General features: G+C 47.1%; 17 protein-coding genes. 3 read left to right on the forward strand and 14 right to left on the reverse strand.

The features are described 5' to 3' along the window. Positions 1-6: 6 nt before the first annotated feature. The 6 genes from ispH to murJ all read right to left on the reverse strand — a co-directional run bounded on the left by ispH (position 7) and on the right by murJ (position 7,965). Positions 7-972, reverse strand: coding sequence for a 4-hydroxy-3-methylbut-2-enyl diphosphate reductase (gene ispH, locus HGP28_RS04895; RefSeq protein WP_168835347.1), 966 nt, complete (start codon positions 970-972; stop codon positions 7-9). Between the two features lie 20 nt (positions 973-992). Next, positions 993-1,424 carry an FKBP-type peptidyl-prolyl cis-trans isomerase gene (gene fkpB, locus HGP28_RS04900; RefSeq protein ID WP_168835348.1) on the reverse strand — a complete coding sequence of 144 codons (432 nt, stop codon included), beginning with the start codon at positions 1,422-1,424 and terminating at the stop codon, positions 993-995. Positions 1,425-1,493: 69 nt separating this feature from the next. Continuing rightward, a complete protein-coding gene (gene lspA, locus HGP28_RS04905; protein WP_168835349.1) occupies positions 1,494-2,003 on the reverse strand; it encodes a signal peptidase II in 510 nt (169 codons plus the stop codon). 296 nt (positions 2,004-2,299) lie between these two features. Then, positions 2,300-5,161 carry an isoleucine--tRNA ligase gene (ileS, locus tag HGP28_RS04910; RefSeq protein ID WP_168835350.1) on the reverse strand — a complete coding sequence of 954 codons (2,862 nt, stop codon included), beginning with the start codon at positions 5,159-5,161 and terminating at the stop codon, positions 2,300-2,302. 64 nt (positions 5,162-5,225) lie between these two features. Further along, positions 5,226-6,161 (reverse strand): bifunctional riboflavin kinase/FAD synthetase, encoded by a 936-nt coding sequence (gene ribF / locus HGP28_RS04915; RefSeq protein WP_168835351.1) that lies wholly within the window; start codon positions 6,159-6,161, stop codon positions 5,226-5,228. Positions 6,162-6,402: 241 nt separating this feature from the next. Further along, positions 6,403-7,965 carry a murein biosynthesis integral membrane protein MurJ gene (gene murJ, locus HGP28_RS04920; protein WP_168835352.1) on the reverse strand — a complete coding sequence of 521 codons (1,563 nt, stop codon included), beginning with the start codon at positions 7,963-7,965 and terminating at the stop codon, positions 6,403-6,405. Between the two features lie 248 nt (positions 7,966-8,213). Here murJ and rpsT point away from each other — a divergent pair, with 248 nt between their 5' ends. Beyond that, positions 8,214-8,474 (forward strand): 30S ribosomal protein S20, encoded by a 261-nt coding sequence (gene rpsT / locus HGP28_RS04925; RefSeq protein WP_124937459.1) that lies wholly within the window; start codon positions 8,214-8,216, stop codon positions 8,472-8,474. A 176-nt stretch (positions 8,475-8,650) separates the two neighbouring features. Here the strand turns inward: rpsT and HGP28_RS04930 are convergent, their stop codons facing one another. Both HGP28_RS04930 and nhaR read right to left on the reverse strand, forming a co-directional pair. After that, positions 8,651-8,977 carry an ArsR/SmtB family transcription factor gene (locus HGP28_RS04930; RefSeq protein WP_168835353.1) on the reverse strand — a complete coding sequence of 109 codons (327 nt, stop codon included), beginning with the start codon at positions 8,975-8,977 and terminating at the stop codon, positions 8,651-8,653. A 23-nt stretch (positions 8,978-9,000) separates the two neighbouring features. After that, positions 9,001-9,891 carry a transcriptional activator NhaR gene (gene nhaR, locus HGP28_RS04935; protein WP_168835354.1) on the reverse strand — a complete coding sequence of 297 codons (891 nt, stop codon included), beginning with the start codon at positions 9,889-9,891 and terminating at the stop codon, positions 9,001-9,003. Positions 9,892-10,264: 373 nt separating this feature from the next. Between nhaR and HGP28_RS04940 the strand changes: the two genes are divergently transcribed. Beyond that, positions 10,265-11,413: a Na/Pi symporter gene (locus HGP28_RS04940; RefSeq protein WP_168835558.1), complete on the forward strand. Its 1,149-nt coding sequence runs from the start codon at positions 10,265-10,267 to the stop codon at positions 11,411-11,413. Positions 11,414-11,696: 283 nt separating this feature from the next. Here HGP28_RS04940 and HGP28_RS04945 read toward each other — a convergent pair whose 3' ends face one another. From HGP28_RS04945 to rppH, 5 genes are read right to left on the reverse strand one after another with little or no spacing between them, the layout of a single operon-like run. Further along, positions 11,697-12,548, reverse strand: a complete 852-nt coding sequence (locus HGP28_RS04945; RefSeq protein ID WP_168835355.1) for a thymidylate synthase — start codon at positions 12,546-12,548, stop codon at positions 11,697-11,699. Between the two features lie 8 nt (positions 12,549-12,556). Then, complete coding sequence (gene lgt / locus HGP28_RS04950) at positions 12,557-13,372, reverse strand: prolipoprotein diacylglyceryl transferase (RefSeq protein WP_168835356.1); 816 nt, start codon at positions 13,370-13,372, stop codon at positions 12,557-12,559. A gap of 42 nt (positions 13,373-13,414) precedes the next feature. Beyond that, positions 13,415-14,179 carry a sulfite exporter TauE/SafE family protein gene (locus HGP28_RS04955; RefSeq protein WP_168835559.1) on the reverse strand — a complete coding sequence of 255 codons (765 nt, stop codon included), beginning with the start codon at positions 14,177-14,179 and terminating at the stop codon, positions 13,415-13,417. Positions 14,180-14,211: 32 nt separating this feature from the next. Then, on the reverse strand, positions 14,212-16,458 hold the full coding sequence (gene ptsP / locus HGP28_RS04960; RefSeq protein WP_168835357.1) for a phosphoenolpyruvate--protein phosphotransferase: 2,247 nt from the start codon (positions 16,456-16,458) through the stop codon (positions 14,212-14,214). Positions 16,459-16,461: 3 nt separating this feature from the next. After that, positions 16,462-16,980 carry an RNA pyrophosphohydrolase gene (gene rppH, locus HGP28_RS04965; protein WP_168835358.1) on the reverse strand — a complete coding sequence of 173 codons (519 nt, stop codon included), beginning with the start codon at positions 16,978-16,980 and terminating at the stop codon, positions 16,462-16,464. 608 nt (positions 16,981-17,588) lie between these two features. Between rppH and mutH the strand changes: the two genes are divergently transcribed. Next, positions 17,589-18,281: a DNA mismatch repair endonuclease MutH gene (gene mutH / locus HGP28_RS04970; protein ID WP_168835359.1), complete on the forward strand. Its 693-nt coding sequence runs from the start codon at positions 17,589-17,591 to the stop codon at positions 18,279-18,281. Here mutH and HGP28_RS04975 read toward each other — a convergent pair whose 3' ends face one another. Further along, on the reverse strand, positions 18,282-18,596 hold the full coding sequence (locus tag HGP28_RS04975; RefSeq protein WP_168835360.1) for a DUF6482 family protein: 315 nt from the start codon (positions 18,594-18,596) through the stop codon (positions 18,282-18,284). It lies immediately after the preceding gene. Between the last annotated feature and the right edge of the window lie 232 nt (positions 18,597-18,828).

The raw sequence follows: 18,828 nt of genomic DNA on the forward strand, positions 1-18,828 counted from the left end.
TCTTGCTTAATCAATAAGCTGAACTTGCAATTCCTTAGGAACTTCAAAAAACATGTTTTCTTCGCGGCCCTGAATCTCATCAACCGAACTGATCCCTGCCAGCACTTTAACTTGCTCAAGAATTTGATCGACCAAGACTTCCGGCGCAGAGGCCCCCGCGGTCACACCGACTTTATTTTTTCCCTCAAACCACGATAGCTGTAGATCTTCAGGACAATCGGTTAAATACGCTGGCGTGCCTAACTTCTCCGCCAGCTCTTTGAGGCGCGTAGAGTTCGAGGAGTTTTTTGATCCTACGACAATCATCACGTCAACGCTGGCAGCTATCGAACGCACCGCATCTTGACGATTTTGGGTCGCATAGCAGATATCATCTTTGCGTGGCCCTTGAATATCGGGAAAGACTCGGCGTAACTCATCAATGACATCCGCTGTTTCATCAACAGATAAGGTGGTTTGGCTGACATAGTGTAAATGATGAGGATCTTTGACCTTATCACGCAGCGCAATCACATCCGCCACTGTCTCAACCAAATACATGCCGCCTTCCGCACTGGCGTACTGGCCCATAGTACCTTCTACCTCAGGATGCCCAGCATGCCCGATAAGTACAACCTCCATATGGCGACGGCTGGCTCGCGCCACCTCCATATGGACTTTAGTGACCAAGGGGCAAGTCGCGTCAAATACTGTCAAGGCGCGCGCTTTGGCTTCTTGGCGAACCGCTTGAGACACACCATGCGCAGAAAAAATGACAATATTATCGTCTGGAACTTCGCTCAGCTCTTCAACAAAAACAGCGCCGCGCGCTTTGAGGCCTTCAACCACAAAGCGATTATGCACCACCTCATGTCGCACATAGATGGGCGGCTGATACAACTCAAGTGCTCGCTCAACAATACTGATGGCACGATCCACCCCGGCACAAAAACCGCGCGGGTTGGCTAACATAATTTTCATTTCGTCACTCATGGCGATGGTCTTCTCACCCTTTATTCTACTGCCAAAATTTCGACTTCAAAAGTCACGTCGTGCCCTGCTAGCGGGTGATTGAAGTCAACCGTCACTGAATCGCCAGCAATCTCAGTTATGATACCCGGAATTTCAACACCATCAGGACCAGAAAACGCCATGATGGTTCCTACCTCGACCTCGGCATCACCGACAAATTTGGCTCGGTCCATGTAATGGATGTGGTCTGGGTTCGGCAGACCAAATGCATCTTTCGCAGCCAATTCAACCGCTTTTTTGTCCCCAGCAACAAGCCCCAGCAAACAATGTTCAAAATTGTCGCTGATGCTGCCGTCCCCCATCACCAAACGCGCAGGCTTGCCACTTTGGTATGTGCTATCGGCAATCGAACCGTCTGCCATTTTAATCGCGAAGTGTAAGGTCACTTGGGATTGAGCGTGAATTGAGGTCATTGCGTCACTTCCTTGTCATACAATAAAAACAACAGCGCCAGTGTCCTTTCGGCACTGGCGCTGACTACATTAGGCTTTCGCGCTCGACTTGCCACGCAAACCATCCAAAATGATCATAACCGCACCAATGCAGATCGCGCTATCGGCGAGATTGAATGCAGGCCAATGATAGTTACCGACAAAGAAGTCTAAATAATCAATGACGTAACCGTGAACGATACGGTCAAAGACGTTACCTAGCGCTCCGCCAATAATCAGGGCATATGCCACGTTATTCCATTTTTCTTGCGCCGGAAGCTTACGCATCCAATACGCGAGCATGCCTGTCACGACAAATGCAATACCACTGAAGAACCAGCGTTGCCAGCCCGATTGCTCACTTAAGAAGCTGAACGCTGCGCCATAATTGTGCACGTAAAGCAAATTAAAAAACGGCAATAATTCAATACGGTGATTCCAGCCGTAGCCCATGTTATCCATCACGAGCCATTTGATTGCGATATCTGCAATAAACACGACCGCGGCTAACCACAACCAACGTAATCCAGAGTGTTTGAAATCAATCTCAGGTTGACTCATAAATCCCCTTTTTCGACCTCGACCCAGTTCATCTGCAGCTCTCTATAATGCGGTGCATTGCCCCTTATTACCAAACGCTGCGATTATGAACCAGTTCAATCTCGTTTGCTCAAAGACATTCCCAAACAACTGAGCGTTTCCGGTAGGCGGTAAACCAGCAAAGCCTCTGAGCATAGACGAACTATGTGATGAGGTTTGTGAGAGCCTGCCCCTGGCTTTGAAACGAAAAGCCTTGCAGCTTCAAATTGAAAGGGTATAAAAACGCCCTGATACATTCGCATCAGGGCGTCCATCAATTAAGCAAAGTGACGAACTTCACCTTCACCATCGATATTGGTGACACAGCGACCACAAATAGCCTCATGGCCTGCGATAGTGCCTACATCGGCGGTATGGTGCCAACAGCGCTCACATTTCGCCGCGTTTGATGCTTGCACTTCAACAAACAACCCTTCAATTTCGGTCGGTTGTGCCAAATCGCTCTTCTGATCAAGTGGCTTCACCGTCGCAACAGAGGTCAACAGAACAAAACGCAACTCATCTTGCAGCTGATTGATTTTTGAAGCTAGCTCAATATCAGCAAACAGAGTGACTTCCGCCTGCAATGAGCCACCAATACGCTTGTCAGCACGCGCCGCTTCGAGCAATTTGTTTACGCTACCGCGCACTTTTTGAATATCATTCCAAAACGCGTTGTTTAGCGCTTCATCTTGCTCAAGTGCAAACAAACCATCGAACCATTCACCAGTAAAGACGTACTGCTCACGAGTGTCACCGTTTGGAAGCGTGGTCGGCATCTGATTCCAAATCTCATCAGCGGTAAATGGCATGATAGGCGCCATCCAGCGCACTAAAGCTTCAACAATATAGTAAAGTGCCGTTTGACAACTGCGCTGAGCATTACCACCCAGTTTTGCTGTGTACTGACGATCTTTGATAACGTCAAGATAGAATGACCCCATCTCGACAGAGCAGAAGTGCATCAGTCGCTGCGTCACTGCATGAATATTATATTCATCATACGCTTTGATGATCTCTTCTTGCGCCGCCAGCGCGCGACCTACCGCCCAACGATCCAGCGCTACCATATTCTCTGGTGCAACCATATCGGTAGCTGGGTTAAAACCGTTAAGGTTCGCCAAGAAGAAACGCGCTGTGTTACGAATACGGCGATACGCATCAGCAGAGCGCTTTAAGATCTCATCAGATACCGCCACTTCGCCGGTATAATCGGTAGAGGCGACCCACAAACGTAAAATGTCAGCACCTAGCTTGTTAGTCACATCTTTTGGTGCAACCACGTTACCAATCGATTTAGACATTTTGCGGCCATGGCCATCAACCACGAAACCGTGAGTCAACACTTGACGGTAAGGTGCAACACCTTTCATCGCAATCGATGAAATCAGTGACGATTGGAACCAGCCGCGATGCTGATCAGAGCCTTCTAAATAAAGATCTGAGCTGTGACCGTGGAACTCTTCACGCGCATCAACCACCGCATAGTGCGTCACACCAGAGTCAAACCACACATCCAATGTATCAAGCACTTTTTCATATTGGTCTGCGTCATCACCAAGAAGTTCGGCGCTGTCCAAATCCCACCATGCTTGAATGCCTTTTTGCTCAACAACTTGAGCCACTTTTTCAATCAATTCAAGCGTATTAGGGTGCAATTCAGCGGTCTCTTTGTGCACAAACAGAGCAATCGGCACACCCCATGTACGCTGACGTGAGATACACCACTCAGGGCGACCTTCAACCATGCTTTCGATGCGGCTTTGACCCCATTCAGGCATCCATTGAACACCCTTAATCGCGTCAAGTGCTTTGCTACGCAGACCCGCTTGATCCATTGAGACAAACCATTGTGGTGTCGCACGGAAAATAATAGGGGTTTTGTGACGCCAGCAATGTGGGTAACTGTGCTCGTAAGCGCGATTATCCAGCAAAGAGCCGTGCTCTTTCAGCACTTCAATCACAGAATCATTGGCTTTTAATACATGCTGACCAGCAAACAGCGGCGTGTCTGGTAAGTAAACCCCGTTTGATCCAACTGGGTTTGCTACTTCAAGGCCATATTTCTGACCAACGATAAAGTCTTCTTGACCATGACCTGGCGCAGTATGCACCACACCAGTACCACTTTCCGTTGTCACATGATCGCCCAAGATCGCAGGAACGGTGAAATCGTAGAATGGGTGATTAAATTGCAGTAGCTCGAGATCCGCGCCTTTCGCAAAGCCAAGGTTGTGGTAATGCTCAATTCCAGCGCGATCCATCACAGATTTAGCCAGCTCGGCTGCCACAATAATACGTTCTGCAGGACGGTCTTCCGCGCTATCGCCTTCAATTTGAAGCAGCACATATTCAAGATCATCACGCAAACAGACGGCGCGGTTTGCGGGCAGAGTCCAAGGCGTTGTCGTCCAAATAACGATAGAAACATCGCCAAAACCCTGGTGGCCTTCATTAAGTGAAAACTTACTTAATACCGCCGCTTCATCAGTGGCTTTAAAACGAACGTCGATAGAAGGCGAGACTTTGTCTTTGTACTCAACCTCAGCCTCAGCCAGTGCCGAGCCGCAATCGGTACACCAATGAACCGGCTTAAACCCTTTGAGCAGATGGCCATTATCAGCAATTTTGCCCAGTGCACGAATAATGTTAGCTTCGGTAGCAAAGTCCATCGTGCGATAAGGCTTATCCCACTCGCCCGTAATGCCAAGACGTTTGAAACTCTCTTTTTGACCTTCAACTTGACCTGCCGCGTATTCGCGACATTTTTCACGAAACTCTGCCGCAGTCACTTTTTGACCAGGCTTACCCACTTTTTTCTCTACCATTAATTCAATAGGCAAACCGTGGCAGTCCCAACCTGGAATGTATGGCGCGTCAAACCCTGAGAGTGTTTTGGATTTAATAATAATGTCTTTAAGAATCTTATTGAGCGCGTGACCAATGTGAATATCGCCGTTCGCATAAGGAGGACCATCATGCAGTACGAACGATTTCTTGCCTTTTTTCGCTTCACGGATCGCGCCGTAAAGGTCTTCTTTGTACCAACGCTTCAGCATTTCTGGCTCACGTTTAGCCAGGTCGCCACGCATTGGAAACCCTGTTTCAGGTAAATTCAGGGTATCTTTATACTCACTCATCGATTCTTAATTCCGTTGTATTGGGCGAAAGTTAGACATTATGCCAAGCGGAGGAACTGACCACTTAGCGCTTAAGCTGACGCAGCCACACCCTTGCTGCCTCAGCATCCAATTCAATTTGTTGTTTCAGTGCGTCAAAAGAGTCGAATTTACGCTCTTCACGCAATTTATGCAAAAGTACAATTTCGAGCTGTTGCCCGTAGAGATTGCGGTTAAAGTCAAATAAATGCACTTCAAGTTGCTGACGAACACCATTAACCGTCGGGCGATGACCAATATTCGCAACGCCTCCGATGGGCAAAGTATCTGCGCCAAGGGCTTGGACCACATACACCCCAGAAACAGGTGACACACAACGTTTCAGCGGAATATTGGCAGTGGGAAACCCGATTGTACGCCCCAGTTTTCGACCGTGTGAGACTCGGCCACTAATGCTGTAACGGCGGCCAAGCATGGCTTCCGCGGCGGGTAAATCGTCCGTGGCAAGCGCCTGCCGAATCGCCGTGCTGCTTACTCGCGTTTGCTGTAAACAAAAGCTATCGGTGCTGACAACCTCAAACCCCCACTGCTTACCCGCTTCTTGCAGCATAGCAAAGTTGCCTTGCCGATTTTGACCAAAACGAAAGTCATCACCAACTACCAGAAACTTAACACCCAATTTGTCAACCAACAAGTCACGAATAAAGCTCTGAGGGCTCATTGCGGCAAAGCGCGCGTTAAAGTTGACACACAGTAAACGGTCTATCTGCAATTTGCTTAATTGAACATATTTATCACGCAAACGTGTTAAGCGTGCAGGTGCTTTGTCACGAGCAAAAAGCTCAAGAGGCTGCGGCTCAAACGTCATCACCGTCGCCGGAACACCAAGCTGCCTTGCCTGGGCTTTCAATTGGGTTAATACCGCTTGATGCCCTAAATGCACACCATCAAAGTTACCTATGGTAAGAACGCAGCCACGATGCTTTGGTTGAATGTTTTCAATGCCTCGAATTAATTCCATCGAATGCACTTTACCTCTGTATTAAACGCGTTTTCTGGTCGGTGACACTAATGTAAGCCGCTCTCATATCAAACGACTCTCGCAAAGCACGCCAAATGAAGCCACCGGCAACATGCCACCAAGAGACTGTATACCTAAGTGACTTCCAGCCACACAGTTCAAAGCAAGCTCACGGGACTGAAGGCAAATAACTTGGGTTACTTGGGTATAACAAAATGGTGCGATTATATACCAAGCCTGCCTACTCTGTCCCTGCTTTTAACTGTTTTGGTCGCACACCAAGCAGCACAATGATTAGAAGGTAAGCCAGCGCACCTAGCCCAATTAAATAACTCAGCTGCCAAATACGAGTCAATAATGGCCACTCCACCCAAACTTGCATGGCGTCAAGTTGCCATAACAATGCCGCGACCATCGCAACGCCAGCCAACGCCAATTTGGCCATAAACCAGCCCGTTTCTGCGCTCAATCGATACACCTGTGCTCGATGCAACCCACGGTACAACAGAGCCATATTCACAAACGCCGACAGTGCCGTCGCCATTGCGAGGCCCACATAACCGTAAAACGGCGCCAAAATAAGATTAAATCCCATATTGGTCACCATCGCGATAATGCCATAACGCACCGGAGTTTTTGTGTCTTGGCGCGAGTAATAGCCCGGCGCTAACACTTTAATCAACATAAAGTTTAACAAGCCGGATGCATAAGCAAAGAGGGAGAGCGACGCAGCTTCAACATCATTGGGGCTAAATTCCCCCCGCATAAACAGCACCATAAGCATCGGCTTTGCTAGCACCATCAACCCAAGCATCGCTGGGATCCCTAACAGTAAGACCATGCGCACGCCCCAATCCATGGTTGCGGCAAAGCCTTGGCTGTGCGCATCCACATGCTTACGTGACAATGCAGGAAGGATCACCGTCGCAATCGCAATGCCAAATAATCCCAGGGGGAACTCAAGCAAACGATCAGAGTAATAAAGCCAACTGATAGAGCCGGTTTCGAGAAAACTGGCAATAAAGGTATCTAACAGCAAATTGATCTGACTGACCGAGACGCCAAAAAGCGCCGGGATCATCAAGGTGCGAATTTTTACCACACCGGGATCGTGCCAGCCCCATTTCGGCGCGACTAACACACCAGCTCGATAAAGAAACGGCAACTGAAATAGAAATTGCACCAAACCACCGAGAAACACACCAATTGCGAGCCCAATCTCGGGTTGACTCAATTGCGGTGAGATAAACCAAGCCGCGCCAATAATCGTGACGTTCAAAAACACCGGCGTAAAAGAGGACACCGCAAAGTGACCAAGTGTGTTTAAGATGGCTCCGGAGAGCGCCACAAACGTGATGAACCATAAATAAGGAAAGGTGATTTTAAGCAGTAAACTCGCCAGCTCAAACTTGGTCGCAAATGGCCCACCCTGCCACCAGTCTATAAACCAACCAAAACCAAACAGCGCAGTTACAATACCAGAGCCCAACACGCCAAGCACAGTGACCAAAGTGACAATAACGCCAAGTGTCCCCGAGGCCTTTGCAATAAGTTGCCGTGTTTTATCCAAATCGCCTTTGGCGTGATACTCGGTTAATACTGGAACAAAGGCTTGGGAAAAAGCCCCTTCCGCAAACAAACGGCGTAAAAAGTTGGGGATTTTATTGGCAAAAAAGAACACATCCGCGCTGGCACCGGCGCCCATTAAATTGGCGACAACCACGTCGCGAACTAAACCTAATACTCGGGAAATCAACGTCATGGCACTGACGATCAGCCCTGATTTGAGAAGTCGCTTACTCACTATTACCTCAAAAATGTCCCTGAGCTGAGAATTTCTCCGCGTAATATCGAGGGATTCGCGGATAATTATTAGCAATGGTCAAAAAATACTGTTAGAATCCCCGCCATCTTAACCGCGATGACCTTTTGTTACCAAAACTTGTTTTGGTCAGATTGGTTTTTGCACAAATCATTTGACATTTAAGAGCAAATGAGGGATATTCCTCGCCCTTAAATTGTCACCGAACTAAGTTTTTGGGAGTTAGACCCTTGGCAAATAGTAAATCTGCTAAGAAGCGCGCTATCCAAGCTGAGAAACGTCGTCAGCACAACGCTAGCCGTCGTTCAATGATGCGCACTTACATGAAGAAAACTGTTGCTGCTATCGAAGCAGGCGACAAAGAAGCTGCAACTGCTGCATTCGCAGTCGTTACACCAATCCTAGACCGCATGGCGACTAAAGGCCTTATTCATAAGAATAAAGCAGCGCGTCATAAGTCTCGCTTCTCTGCAGCAATCAAAGCGCTTTAATCGCAATTTGATTCTCAGTGAAAAAAACCGGCCTTGGCCGGTTTTTTTATATCTGCGATACCCAAACAACTTAAAGTTGCAGATAGGCGGCAAACAAGCCAAACCTCTGAACATCTCGTGAACATAGATAGACTATGTGATGAGGATTATGAGAACCCGCCAACAACGCTGCAGCGTCAAGTAGAACGGGGATAATCTTGTTCAAGGTTACAGTAGAGCCGGTGCAGCAGTTCAATCAGAGCTTTCACCTCCTCACTGTGCAGCGAATAGAACACGGTTTGAGATTCGCGCCGAGTGGTCACCAAGCCATCCCGACGCAACCAAGCCAAATGCTGAGACAGTGCCGACTGGCTTAAAATGAGTTCAGCACACAACTCCCCGACCGATAGCTCCCGTTCATGAAGCAGACACAGAATCTGCAATCGGCGCGCATTCGCCATCGCTTTTAACACAATAACCGCTTTTTCTGACGGTGGTGTTATTGACAATACCGGGCCCTTCATAGTGTTTCCCTCACCATTGGCTCTTATTCAAATAAGGGTCGAAAGTCGGCGTCACAGACATTTTTGACCGCAGGATGCTGAATCATGCGTTCAGCAAAAATGACATAATACTCTTCTTTAAGATCAGCGACGGCGCCAATTTGCTGCAATGTCTCTTCGCTCTCAATTTCTGACACATATACACTCGGTGCCAAAAAAATCGCCTCTTTATGGTAACGGGCAAAGGCCTTCATCAAAGCAACATCATCAAATTCACCGAGGATGTCAGGCTTGATCCCTTGCCTATCAAACCATTGCATCACTTTACGTCCCATTGCCGTCCTTCCGCCCGGGATCAACAATTTGTGATGCTCTAATATCGCGGGAAATGAGACATTGCCAAGCTCACGAGAAGCAAAGAAACTCATACTGCACTCACCCAGCTTTTTGCTGTAGAGTCCTGGGCTTTGTGTTGAGTCCACAGGACAATCAGACAAAATCATATCAAGCTTGTGCTGAGCTAAGCGCTCAAGTAACAGTTCATGGGTTGACTCAAAACAACGTAAATGAATCGAATCGTCATCGGGAATGGTCGTCATCAGGATTTTGCTCACCAGACGCTTTGACAATGCATCCGCCACACCGACCTCAAACAAGATATTCGCATGCTGGCTATAATTCACAATATCCAGCATCTCATAACTCAAGCCAAACATACGGTCAGCGTATTTAAACACCAACTGGCCCAGCTCAGTAGGTTCTACCGTACGACCATTACGCTTGGTTAACTTACCGCTCATACGATCTTCAAGCGCTTTAATTTGGCCGGTGACTGTTTGTGGGGTTAGAAATAATGCGTCAGCCGCTTTTGTGACAGACCCTTGCTTGCATACCATCCAAAAGTAATAGAGGTGGTTATAGTTTAAATGCGACATGACATTTCCAGATGTAAAGTTTGACTTCCCTCTTATAACAAATCTTTCATTCCCCCTCAATAAAATCGAAAAAACCATAGTTAAAGACAGTTTACGTTGGTTTTAACGAAAATATCAGATGCATAATGTCATAAAGATCACAGTGAAACATCGTAATAATTCAGAATAAAACCCACACACCACAAATAATAAAATACTTTATTTTCAATAAGTTAAATGGAAACAAATCTTTACAGCCAGCACTAATCATCGAATAAGCGCAAAAAACGGAATATGACAAGAGACTGTCATATTACTGAAATATTTCCATTCTACTATCGCGACAGTTTCAACTAACGACCACTACTGCTATACACGGTCATCGGAGAAAATAATTATGAACCAAGCTACTTCGGCAGCGTTACCTAGCTCGACGACAACTCGCTGGTTGCGCTGGTTTAACTTGGCATTCATGCTGTATTTATTGCTTCTTGCTGTATCTATGGTTGGAAGCGGCTTCAAATGGGCGGCAGGCGAACAAGCAAAAGTCTTATTTGAATTTGCCTCACACCCAATTGCTGGTCTTATGATTGGTTTGGTTGCTACCGCGCTCATTCAATCATCTAGCACCGTAACCTCTATTATTGTCGGCCTTGTGGCTGGCGGCTTGCCTGTCGAAACTGCGATCCCTATGGTGATGGGGGCGAACATTGGCACTACCGTGACCAATACGCTCGTCAGTCTGGGTCACGTTCGTTGCCAAGAAGAGTTTAAACGTGCTTTTGCAAGTGCAACAATCCACGACTTCTTTAACCTTCTTGCGGTTGCTATTTTCCTACCGCTGGAAATGATGTTCGGCATTTTGGATAAAGCATCACACTGGCTTGTCTCACCTTTCCTTTCAACAGGTGACATGAGTATCAAAGGTTTTGACTTCATTGCGCCTATCACAAAACCGGTGATCAGTGCGATTAAAGCGCCACTGAGCAGCTTTGGTGACAATGTTGGCGGCGTGATCCTTATCGTGCTGGGTATTGCTGTCATCTTCGTTGCAATTACGGTTATGGGCAAGTTGATGAAAGCCTTAATGGTCGGTCGTGCTCGTGAGATCTTGAAAAATGCGATTGGCCGTGGCCCTCTGCATGGCATTGCGTCAGGCTCTATCGTCACCGTATTGGTACAATCTTCGTCAACCACCACCAGCCTGATGGTGCCACTTGTCGGTAGCGGCGTCTTAAAAGTCCGTGATGTTTACCCATTCACTCTTGGTGCTAACATCGGTACTTGTATCACTGCGTTATTAGCTGCGACTGCCGTCTCTGGTGAGTTCGCGGTATTTGCTCTGCAAATCGCTCTGGTTCACTTGGTGTTTAATATTCTGGCAACTGTTTTCATCTTTGGTATTCCAGTTCTGCGTGAGATCCCTGTGAAGGCTGCGGAATGGATTTCAGAGATGGCAATTAAAAACCGCGCGATTGTTGCTGCGTACTTATTGTCCGTATTTATTGTGATCCCTGGTGCTATTCTGGCTCTGACCGTATAACACTCAGACAAAGATATGCTTCAATCCCCATCCATGTGATGGGGATTTTTGTATGGATATCCCAGCATATACCCAAACAACTTGAAGATGCAGGTAGTCGACCAGCGAACAAAGCCCCTGATTACTTGGTGAACATAGATAAACGATGTGATGAGGTTTGCGAGTGCCTACCAACAACGCTGCAACTTCAAGTAGGAAGGGTATAAACCACTTGGCGCTGCAAGACACGGTAATCGAAATACAAAAAAACCAGCCGAAGCTGGTCTATTAAACAACGTGCTGACTATACCGAAAACGGATATTGGATCGGCTCATGGCATTGATAGTCTTCAACCCAAAAGTCATCTAGCGTAACCCAAGTTTCTAAATCTTCAAGCGACTGAATATTCGGGTTCATATGGAAACTTGCCGCCGGCAATGGCTGGCGCTTCAGTTGTACATCACGCATTAAAGCCAGTTGGTCTTCATAAATATGAGCATTGACTATCTTATGAAATGCTTGGCCTGGTTTTTTACCGGTGATTTGCGCCATGATCGCAAGAAAAACGTACACTTGCACCATGTTAAAGTTAAGGCCAAGTGGGACATCACACGAGCGCTGCGTACTGTTTAAATACAGAGTATCTCCCAACAAAGAGAAGTGATGGCTGTACATACATGGGCGCAAGCACCCCATGTGAAATTCACCCGGGTTGTAGAAATTTAAGATTTCACCACGATCATCAACACCACGCGTTAGATCATCCACAATCTTGCGCAATTGGTCTATGTGCCCGCCATCGGGTTTAGCCCACGAACGTCCTTGAACACCGTAGACACGCCCCATATCGTCTTCACCCTTACGAAATGGGTTGTTGAGCCACGCTTCATTGAGGTTTGCGTTCGCATCCCATGTTTTTGTACCCAGTTTACGAAAATCTTCTGCATTATCATAACCGCGAATATACCCAAGTAGCTCAGCCACCGCGGCTTTCCAAAAGCTTTTTCGCGTAGTGACCAGTGGAAATTCACCTTTGGCCACATCGTAAGTCAAATCCGCATTAATCACAGTAAGACAACGCTTACCAGTACGCTCATTTTCGACCCACACACCCGTGTCAACAATGCGCTGACACAAATCCAAATACTGTTTCATCTGATCCCTTACTTCACCGCTGCGCGATCTTGATAAACACCACGTTTGTTCGCCCAGACAATCATCAATACACCAATAATCACCATAGGCAACGACAAAATTTGACCCATCGAGATAAACCCACCAAACAGGCCAAGATGCGCATCAGGTTCACGAACATATTCGACTAAAAAGCGGAACAGACCATAACCGGCAAGAAACAGTCCTGAAACCGAGCCAAGAGGACGAGGCTTACGCACAAACCAGTTCAAAACAAAGAACAACACCACACCCTCTAGCGCAAATTCATACAATTGCGATGGATGGCGTGGTAAAGGCCCGCCATTTGGGAATACGATGCCCCATGGTGCATCGGTGACTCTTCCCCATAACTCACTGTTCATGAAGTTGCCGATACGCCCCATACCAAGACCAAACGGCACGAGTGGCGCAACAAAATCAGCCACCCCAAAGAAAGTGCGCCCATTACGATGGGCATACCAAAACATGGCTGCAATCACGCCAAGCAAGCCACCGTGGAATGACATACCGCCTGTCCACACTTTAAATAGGTATAAAGGGTCGGCAAGGAACAGATCAAAATTATAGAAAAGAACATAACCGACTCGGCCTCCGACGATTACCCCCAAAAAGGCCGCAAACAGCAGATCGGAAACCTGCTCACGTGTCCAGCCACTGCCGGCTTTATCTGCACGTCGATTGGCGAGCCATAACGCAAAAGCAAAACCAACAAGATACATCAAGCCATACCAGCGAATGGATAAAGGCCCAATTTCAAATAATACGGGGTCGATATTGGGAAATTGAAAATACGTCTGAGACATAAATCGTTTCTCTATTGAGGAAAAATATAAAAAGGTGTGCGGTTAGCACAACATACTAATGCCAACCGCAATTAGAAACAGAGCGAACAGCTTTTTTAGGCTTTGAGTGGGTAGAGTCGAAGCCAACTTAGCCCCAATTCGCGTCGTCAATAATGAAGTGACAGCTATCGCCCCAAGCGCCGGCAAATAAACATAGCCGACACTATATTCAGGCAAGTTGGGTTGAGAATAACCATGAAAAATAAAACCACTCATTCCGGCCACTGCTATTGCAAAGCCACACACAGAAGACGAGCCCACGGCACGGCGCATCTCGATACCATGACGGCTTAAAAACGGCACAGAAAGCGAACCGCCGCCAATGCCTGCCAAGGATGAAATCACACCAATACCGGTGCCCACCCCCACCATTTTAGAAGCACTGGGTAACGTGCGCTGACGCGTGGAACGAATCGAAATCAACATCTGCAACGCAAGCACTAACACTATACCGCCAAATAACTGCGGCAACAGAGAGGTTGGCACTTTATCAGCAACAAAGCTACCAAGAGCGCCGCCCACCAGCACGCCAGGCATCAGCCACTTAATGACAAAAGTATCGACGTTGCCAAACTTCACATGATTGAGAGCGGCTGAACCTGAGGTGATAATGATTGTCGCAAGGGATGTTGCCAGTGCAATACGCATTGTCACGCTGGCTTCAATACCGGCATGAGGAAGCAGATACACTAACGACGGCACCACCAACAAACCACCCCCAATACCAAGCAGTCCAGCCATCACGCCCACTAGCGCGCCAAGCGCCATCAACACACCGATTAACTGAATCAAATCCACAGCTACTTCTTACCTGCTCGAATGAAGCCACTAAACCCGCCTTGCGCGAAGTGTTGATACATCATAGTTAAAATCTCTTCGCCATAGGCACAATCTAACGCCCGCTGTGCTAAATCACTTAACTGAGTGACATCGCTTTTACGCACCAGATACTTCACTTTGGCAACGTTTGCCGTATTCATACTTAAACTGCGATATCCCAGCCCAATGAGTAACAGCGCGCCAATAGGATCGCCAGCAAGTTCACCACAAATACAGACGGGCAATTGATACATTCGGCATTGTTCTAAAATGGTTTTCAATGCTCTAAGCACCGCAGGATGCACGGATTCATAAACATCCGCGACACGCGCGTTATTGCGATCCACCGCCAGCATGTATTGCGTCAAATCGTTTGTGCCAATGGAAACAAAATCAACGCGCTGCGCTATCATGCTGATGAGATAAATCATCGATGGCACTTCAATCATGACACCGACTTTTGGCCGCTGAACCGACGGTTCCATTTGGCGAACCTCGTCATACGCTTGATCAAGTAGAGCGAGTGCCGCATCCAATTCTTTAATCCCAGAGACCATGGGTAACAGAATCTGTAGATTGTGATTATCCACACTGGCACGCAACATGGCTCGCAACTGGATCAAAAAAATGTCGGGATGATCCAATGTAAAACGTATCCCCCGCCAGCCTAAAAATGGATTGTCTTCTTCAATCGGCAGATAAGGCAATGGTTTATCACCACCAATATCCAATGTGCGCATGACCACACGTTGACCCGCGTAACTGCTTAAAATCGCACGATATTGATGCCACTGCTCTTCCTCTGAGGGAAAACGGTGCTGCAACAAAAATGCGATTTCAGTTCGATAAAGCCCAACCCCGTCGACGCCGGCATTGATCGCGATGTTACTGTCCGCACTCAGCCCCGCGTTGAGCAAAATTTCAATCGACTGCTCATCGCGTGTTATCGCAGGTTGAGCCAGCTCTTGATTGACCATGGCGTACAGCTCGGTCTCTTCTGAGACCAAATTGCGATACTCAGATAATAAAGAGGGGTTAGGTTCGGGAAAAATTTCACCGGTATAACCATCAACAACCCCTAATTTACCACTGATCTCATGAGGGTTAAGCGTTGCCCCCATCACCGCAGGAACGCCAAGCGCTCGAGCTAAAATCGCAGCGTGGGAGTTCGCAGCCCCTTCAAGGGCAATCACCGCCAGTAATTTATCGCGTGGAATCGACGCCAATAATGACGCCGTTAATTCATTCGCCACCAAAATAACCGGAAGATCAAATTGGTGTTGATCGTTTTCACTATTATGCAAAAAATAGAGCAATCGCTGACCCAGCTCACGAATGTCTTGCGCTCGCTCACGCAGATACACATCGGACATTTTGGCAAAGCGATTCGAATAGCGCTCCACCACTTGGCGCAGCGCCCAATCAGCGCGATCACCCTTGTCTATCTGCGCTTTAAGATCATTACGCAACATCGGATCGTTAAGCAGGTGAGTGAACAAATCAAAAATAGCGAGCGCTTCTTTGTTAATGTCATTATCAAAGCGTTTGCGCATTCGCCGAAAATCGGTCAATGCTCGCTCAACAGCAATGGCCAAATATTCATGTTCTCGATCTTTATCTAAAGTGGATGAGGGGTAGACATCAGCAAGATTGGGTTGAGTATTATCATACCAAAACGGCCCAATCGCCACGCCACTGGCAGCGGCAATGCCTTGATGCACTGTGGGCCTTGGGGCTAAAAGCCACTGCCCTTGCCCTTGCGCATGACTTATCAACACCGCCAGCTGCGCGGCGAGTGTCACTAAAAACGACTCTTCAATTTCATCAAAAAAACGCGGCGTGCGCTGCTGAATAACTAAAACCCCAAGGACTCGCTTACGATGAATGATTGGCGTACCAAGGAAGGCATGAAAGGTTTTCTCACCCAGCTGAGGAAAATATTTGTAAGCATCATGCTTAGAGGCTTGCGCTAAATTGAGCGGCTCTGCGGTTCGCTTAACCAGTCCAACCAAACCTTCATCAAAGCGAATATGGATGGCATCACCACGATAACTAAAACCTTGGTTGGCCATAAGCTCAAGCCGTTGCTGATCTTCATTGGCTAAATAGACGCTGCAACATTCGGTATTCAATGCAGCACAGGTCTCTTTAACTAAAATATCCAGAGCAAGATGCGGATCTTCAACTCTGGATACTTTTTCAACAATGTCCCTCAGTTGGCTGAGCATGCCCTATCCTCTGCGTTTTTTGCGCTTACCTTTGACTTTGCGCTCTTTAAACGGCATCGCCAGGGAAGCAAATTCTTTCATGGCCCGGCGATACACATCACGCTTAAAGGACACGACTTGTCGCACTGGATACCAATAACTGACCCAGCGCCAACCATCAAACTCAGGCGCGCTTCCACGCTGCATGTTGATTTGCGATTCATCGCAATCCAACCGCAGAAGAAACCATTTCTGTTTTTGGCCAATACAGACCGGCTTTGAATCCCAACGAACAAGGCGTTTAGGCAACTTATAACGCAGCCAATGACGACTGGTTGCGACGATTTTTACATCGTTTTTTGTTAGCCCAACTTCTTCATATAACTCGCGATACATCGCTTGCTCAGGGGTCTCTCCCTCATCAATCCCACCTTGTGGAAATTGCCATGAGTGTTGTCCGTATCGTTTAGCCCAGAATACCTGACCATGGTTATTACAAATCACAATACCAACATTGAGTCGGTAACCATCGCCATCGATCACTGGCAACCTCTGATTTAAACTTTTTATATCTGTGATTTTTCCACATATCCCCAGCAGTAGCAAACGTCACGTTGTGATTCCGCTTGGATTTATCTCATTTGTCAGCTATTTGGATAACTTTATTGCTTCTGATGAAGTTACCCACATAACTTTGAGACATACGCCACATTTATACACCTTTTCTGTGAATAACTATGTGAAGAAACCTCACCTCGGATGCTTCTGCGCTTAAAAAGTGTCTTTGAACAATGGTAAAAAGCACCGAACTAAAATCGTAAGCTAATGATTAAAATGATTTTATAAGGATCTTCTTTTGGCTTGCGTTCGACTGTAGATCATGACGAGCCCCTTGAAACCGCTTCGGTTAAAGATCCATCAATATGATGCCAAATTGTTCAATGATCTTTTTCCAAACCGATTATGCTAAGTAGATCGCTCACGCCTCATTCTACTAAACTGTTTGAATATACAGTATATTTTCTAAAGAATCGAAAGCTAATCGTGTATTGTGGATAACTTTATTTTGTGCTCTTTCACTTCACCGATATAATAACGGTTGTTCGCGCTGATTTTTCTCAGCCACCATTCCATCGCAGCTGAGTGTATTGATGAAATCTGAACCTAAAAGTGAACAAGAATTATTAGAGCGCGCATACGATATTGCGGGCCTCACCTTTCAAGAGCTCGCCGACGAGGCTGGCCTCCGTGTGCCAATGGATCTAAAGCGTGATAAAGGTTGGGTCGGTCAGCTACTCGAATGGCACCTAGGCGCCAGTGCTGGCAGTAAACCACAGCAAGACTTTGCCCAACTTGGCATTGAATTAAAGAGCATTCCGATAGGTCATAATGGCCGCCCCTTAGAGACGACATTTGTTTGTGTTGCCCCTTTAACGGGTATTCATGGGTTGGATTGGGCCCTTAGCCATGTGCGTAATAAATTATCCAAAGTCTTGTGGATTCCGGTCGAAGGCGAGCGTGAAATTCCCCTAGCTGAGCGCCGCGTCGGCATGCCGTTACTCTGGACACCGAGCCCTGAACAAGAGGCGGTCTTGCGTCAAGACTGGGAAGAGCTGATGGAGATGATTGCGTTCGGTCAGTTTGACAAAATTACCGCGCGTCATGGCGAAGCCCTTCACCTAAGGCCCAAAGCCGCCAATAGCCGCGCATTGACAGAAGCGTATAATGCCAACGGCAAACCCATCAAAACGCTACCGCGTGGGTTTTATCTTAGAACCCAATTTACCGAGCAGATTTTAGCTGAGCAATACGCCTTGCCATTGTCTAACGATAACGATGATTGATTAATGTAACTTGGGCAATGCCAGCTCAATATCACTGTAGCCACACGCACTTTCACTTCCGCATTCATCGTAAGCGTTATGCAATCTTAAATAGGCTTTGTGAATACCAAGTCGATATAACGCCTCTTTGACCTGTTCAAGGGAGTTATAGTGAATAGGATCTTCACCTTGTTTGATGGTTTCAATTCGATGCTTATACTCCACAGCCAGCATGTACTGCGACAGATCGGCGCAGCCAATGACGAAGATTTTTGGGATTTGATAACGTTCACTATGCTCGCTGTGGATCCAATGATCTAACTGAATTTTTTGCATCACCACGCTCCTTATTGTCATTTTTAATTTTAGATTACTTTGCAAGATTTCGCGCAAACTGACGTAGGCTCAATGGCGTCATTCGAACGCGGGTTCGCGACTAAAAATGAAAAAAACCGCCGAGACGGACAGCCTCATGCAGTTTTTATTCCACAGCTCTTTTATTTAGCTCATCGTTTATTTGCTATACCCGTTGCAGCGGCGTTGGCTAGTAGCAAACGGACACTGCCAC

The organism is Vibrio agarilyticus (genome assembly GCF_012641465.1).
GTDB lineage: Bacteria > Pseudomonadota > Gammaproteobacteria > Enterobacterales > Vibrionaceae > Vibrio > Vibrio agarilyticus.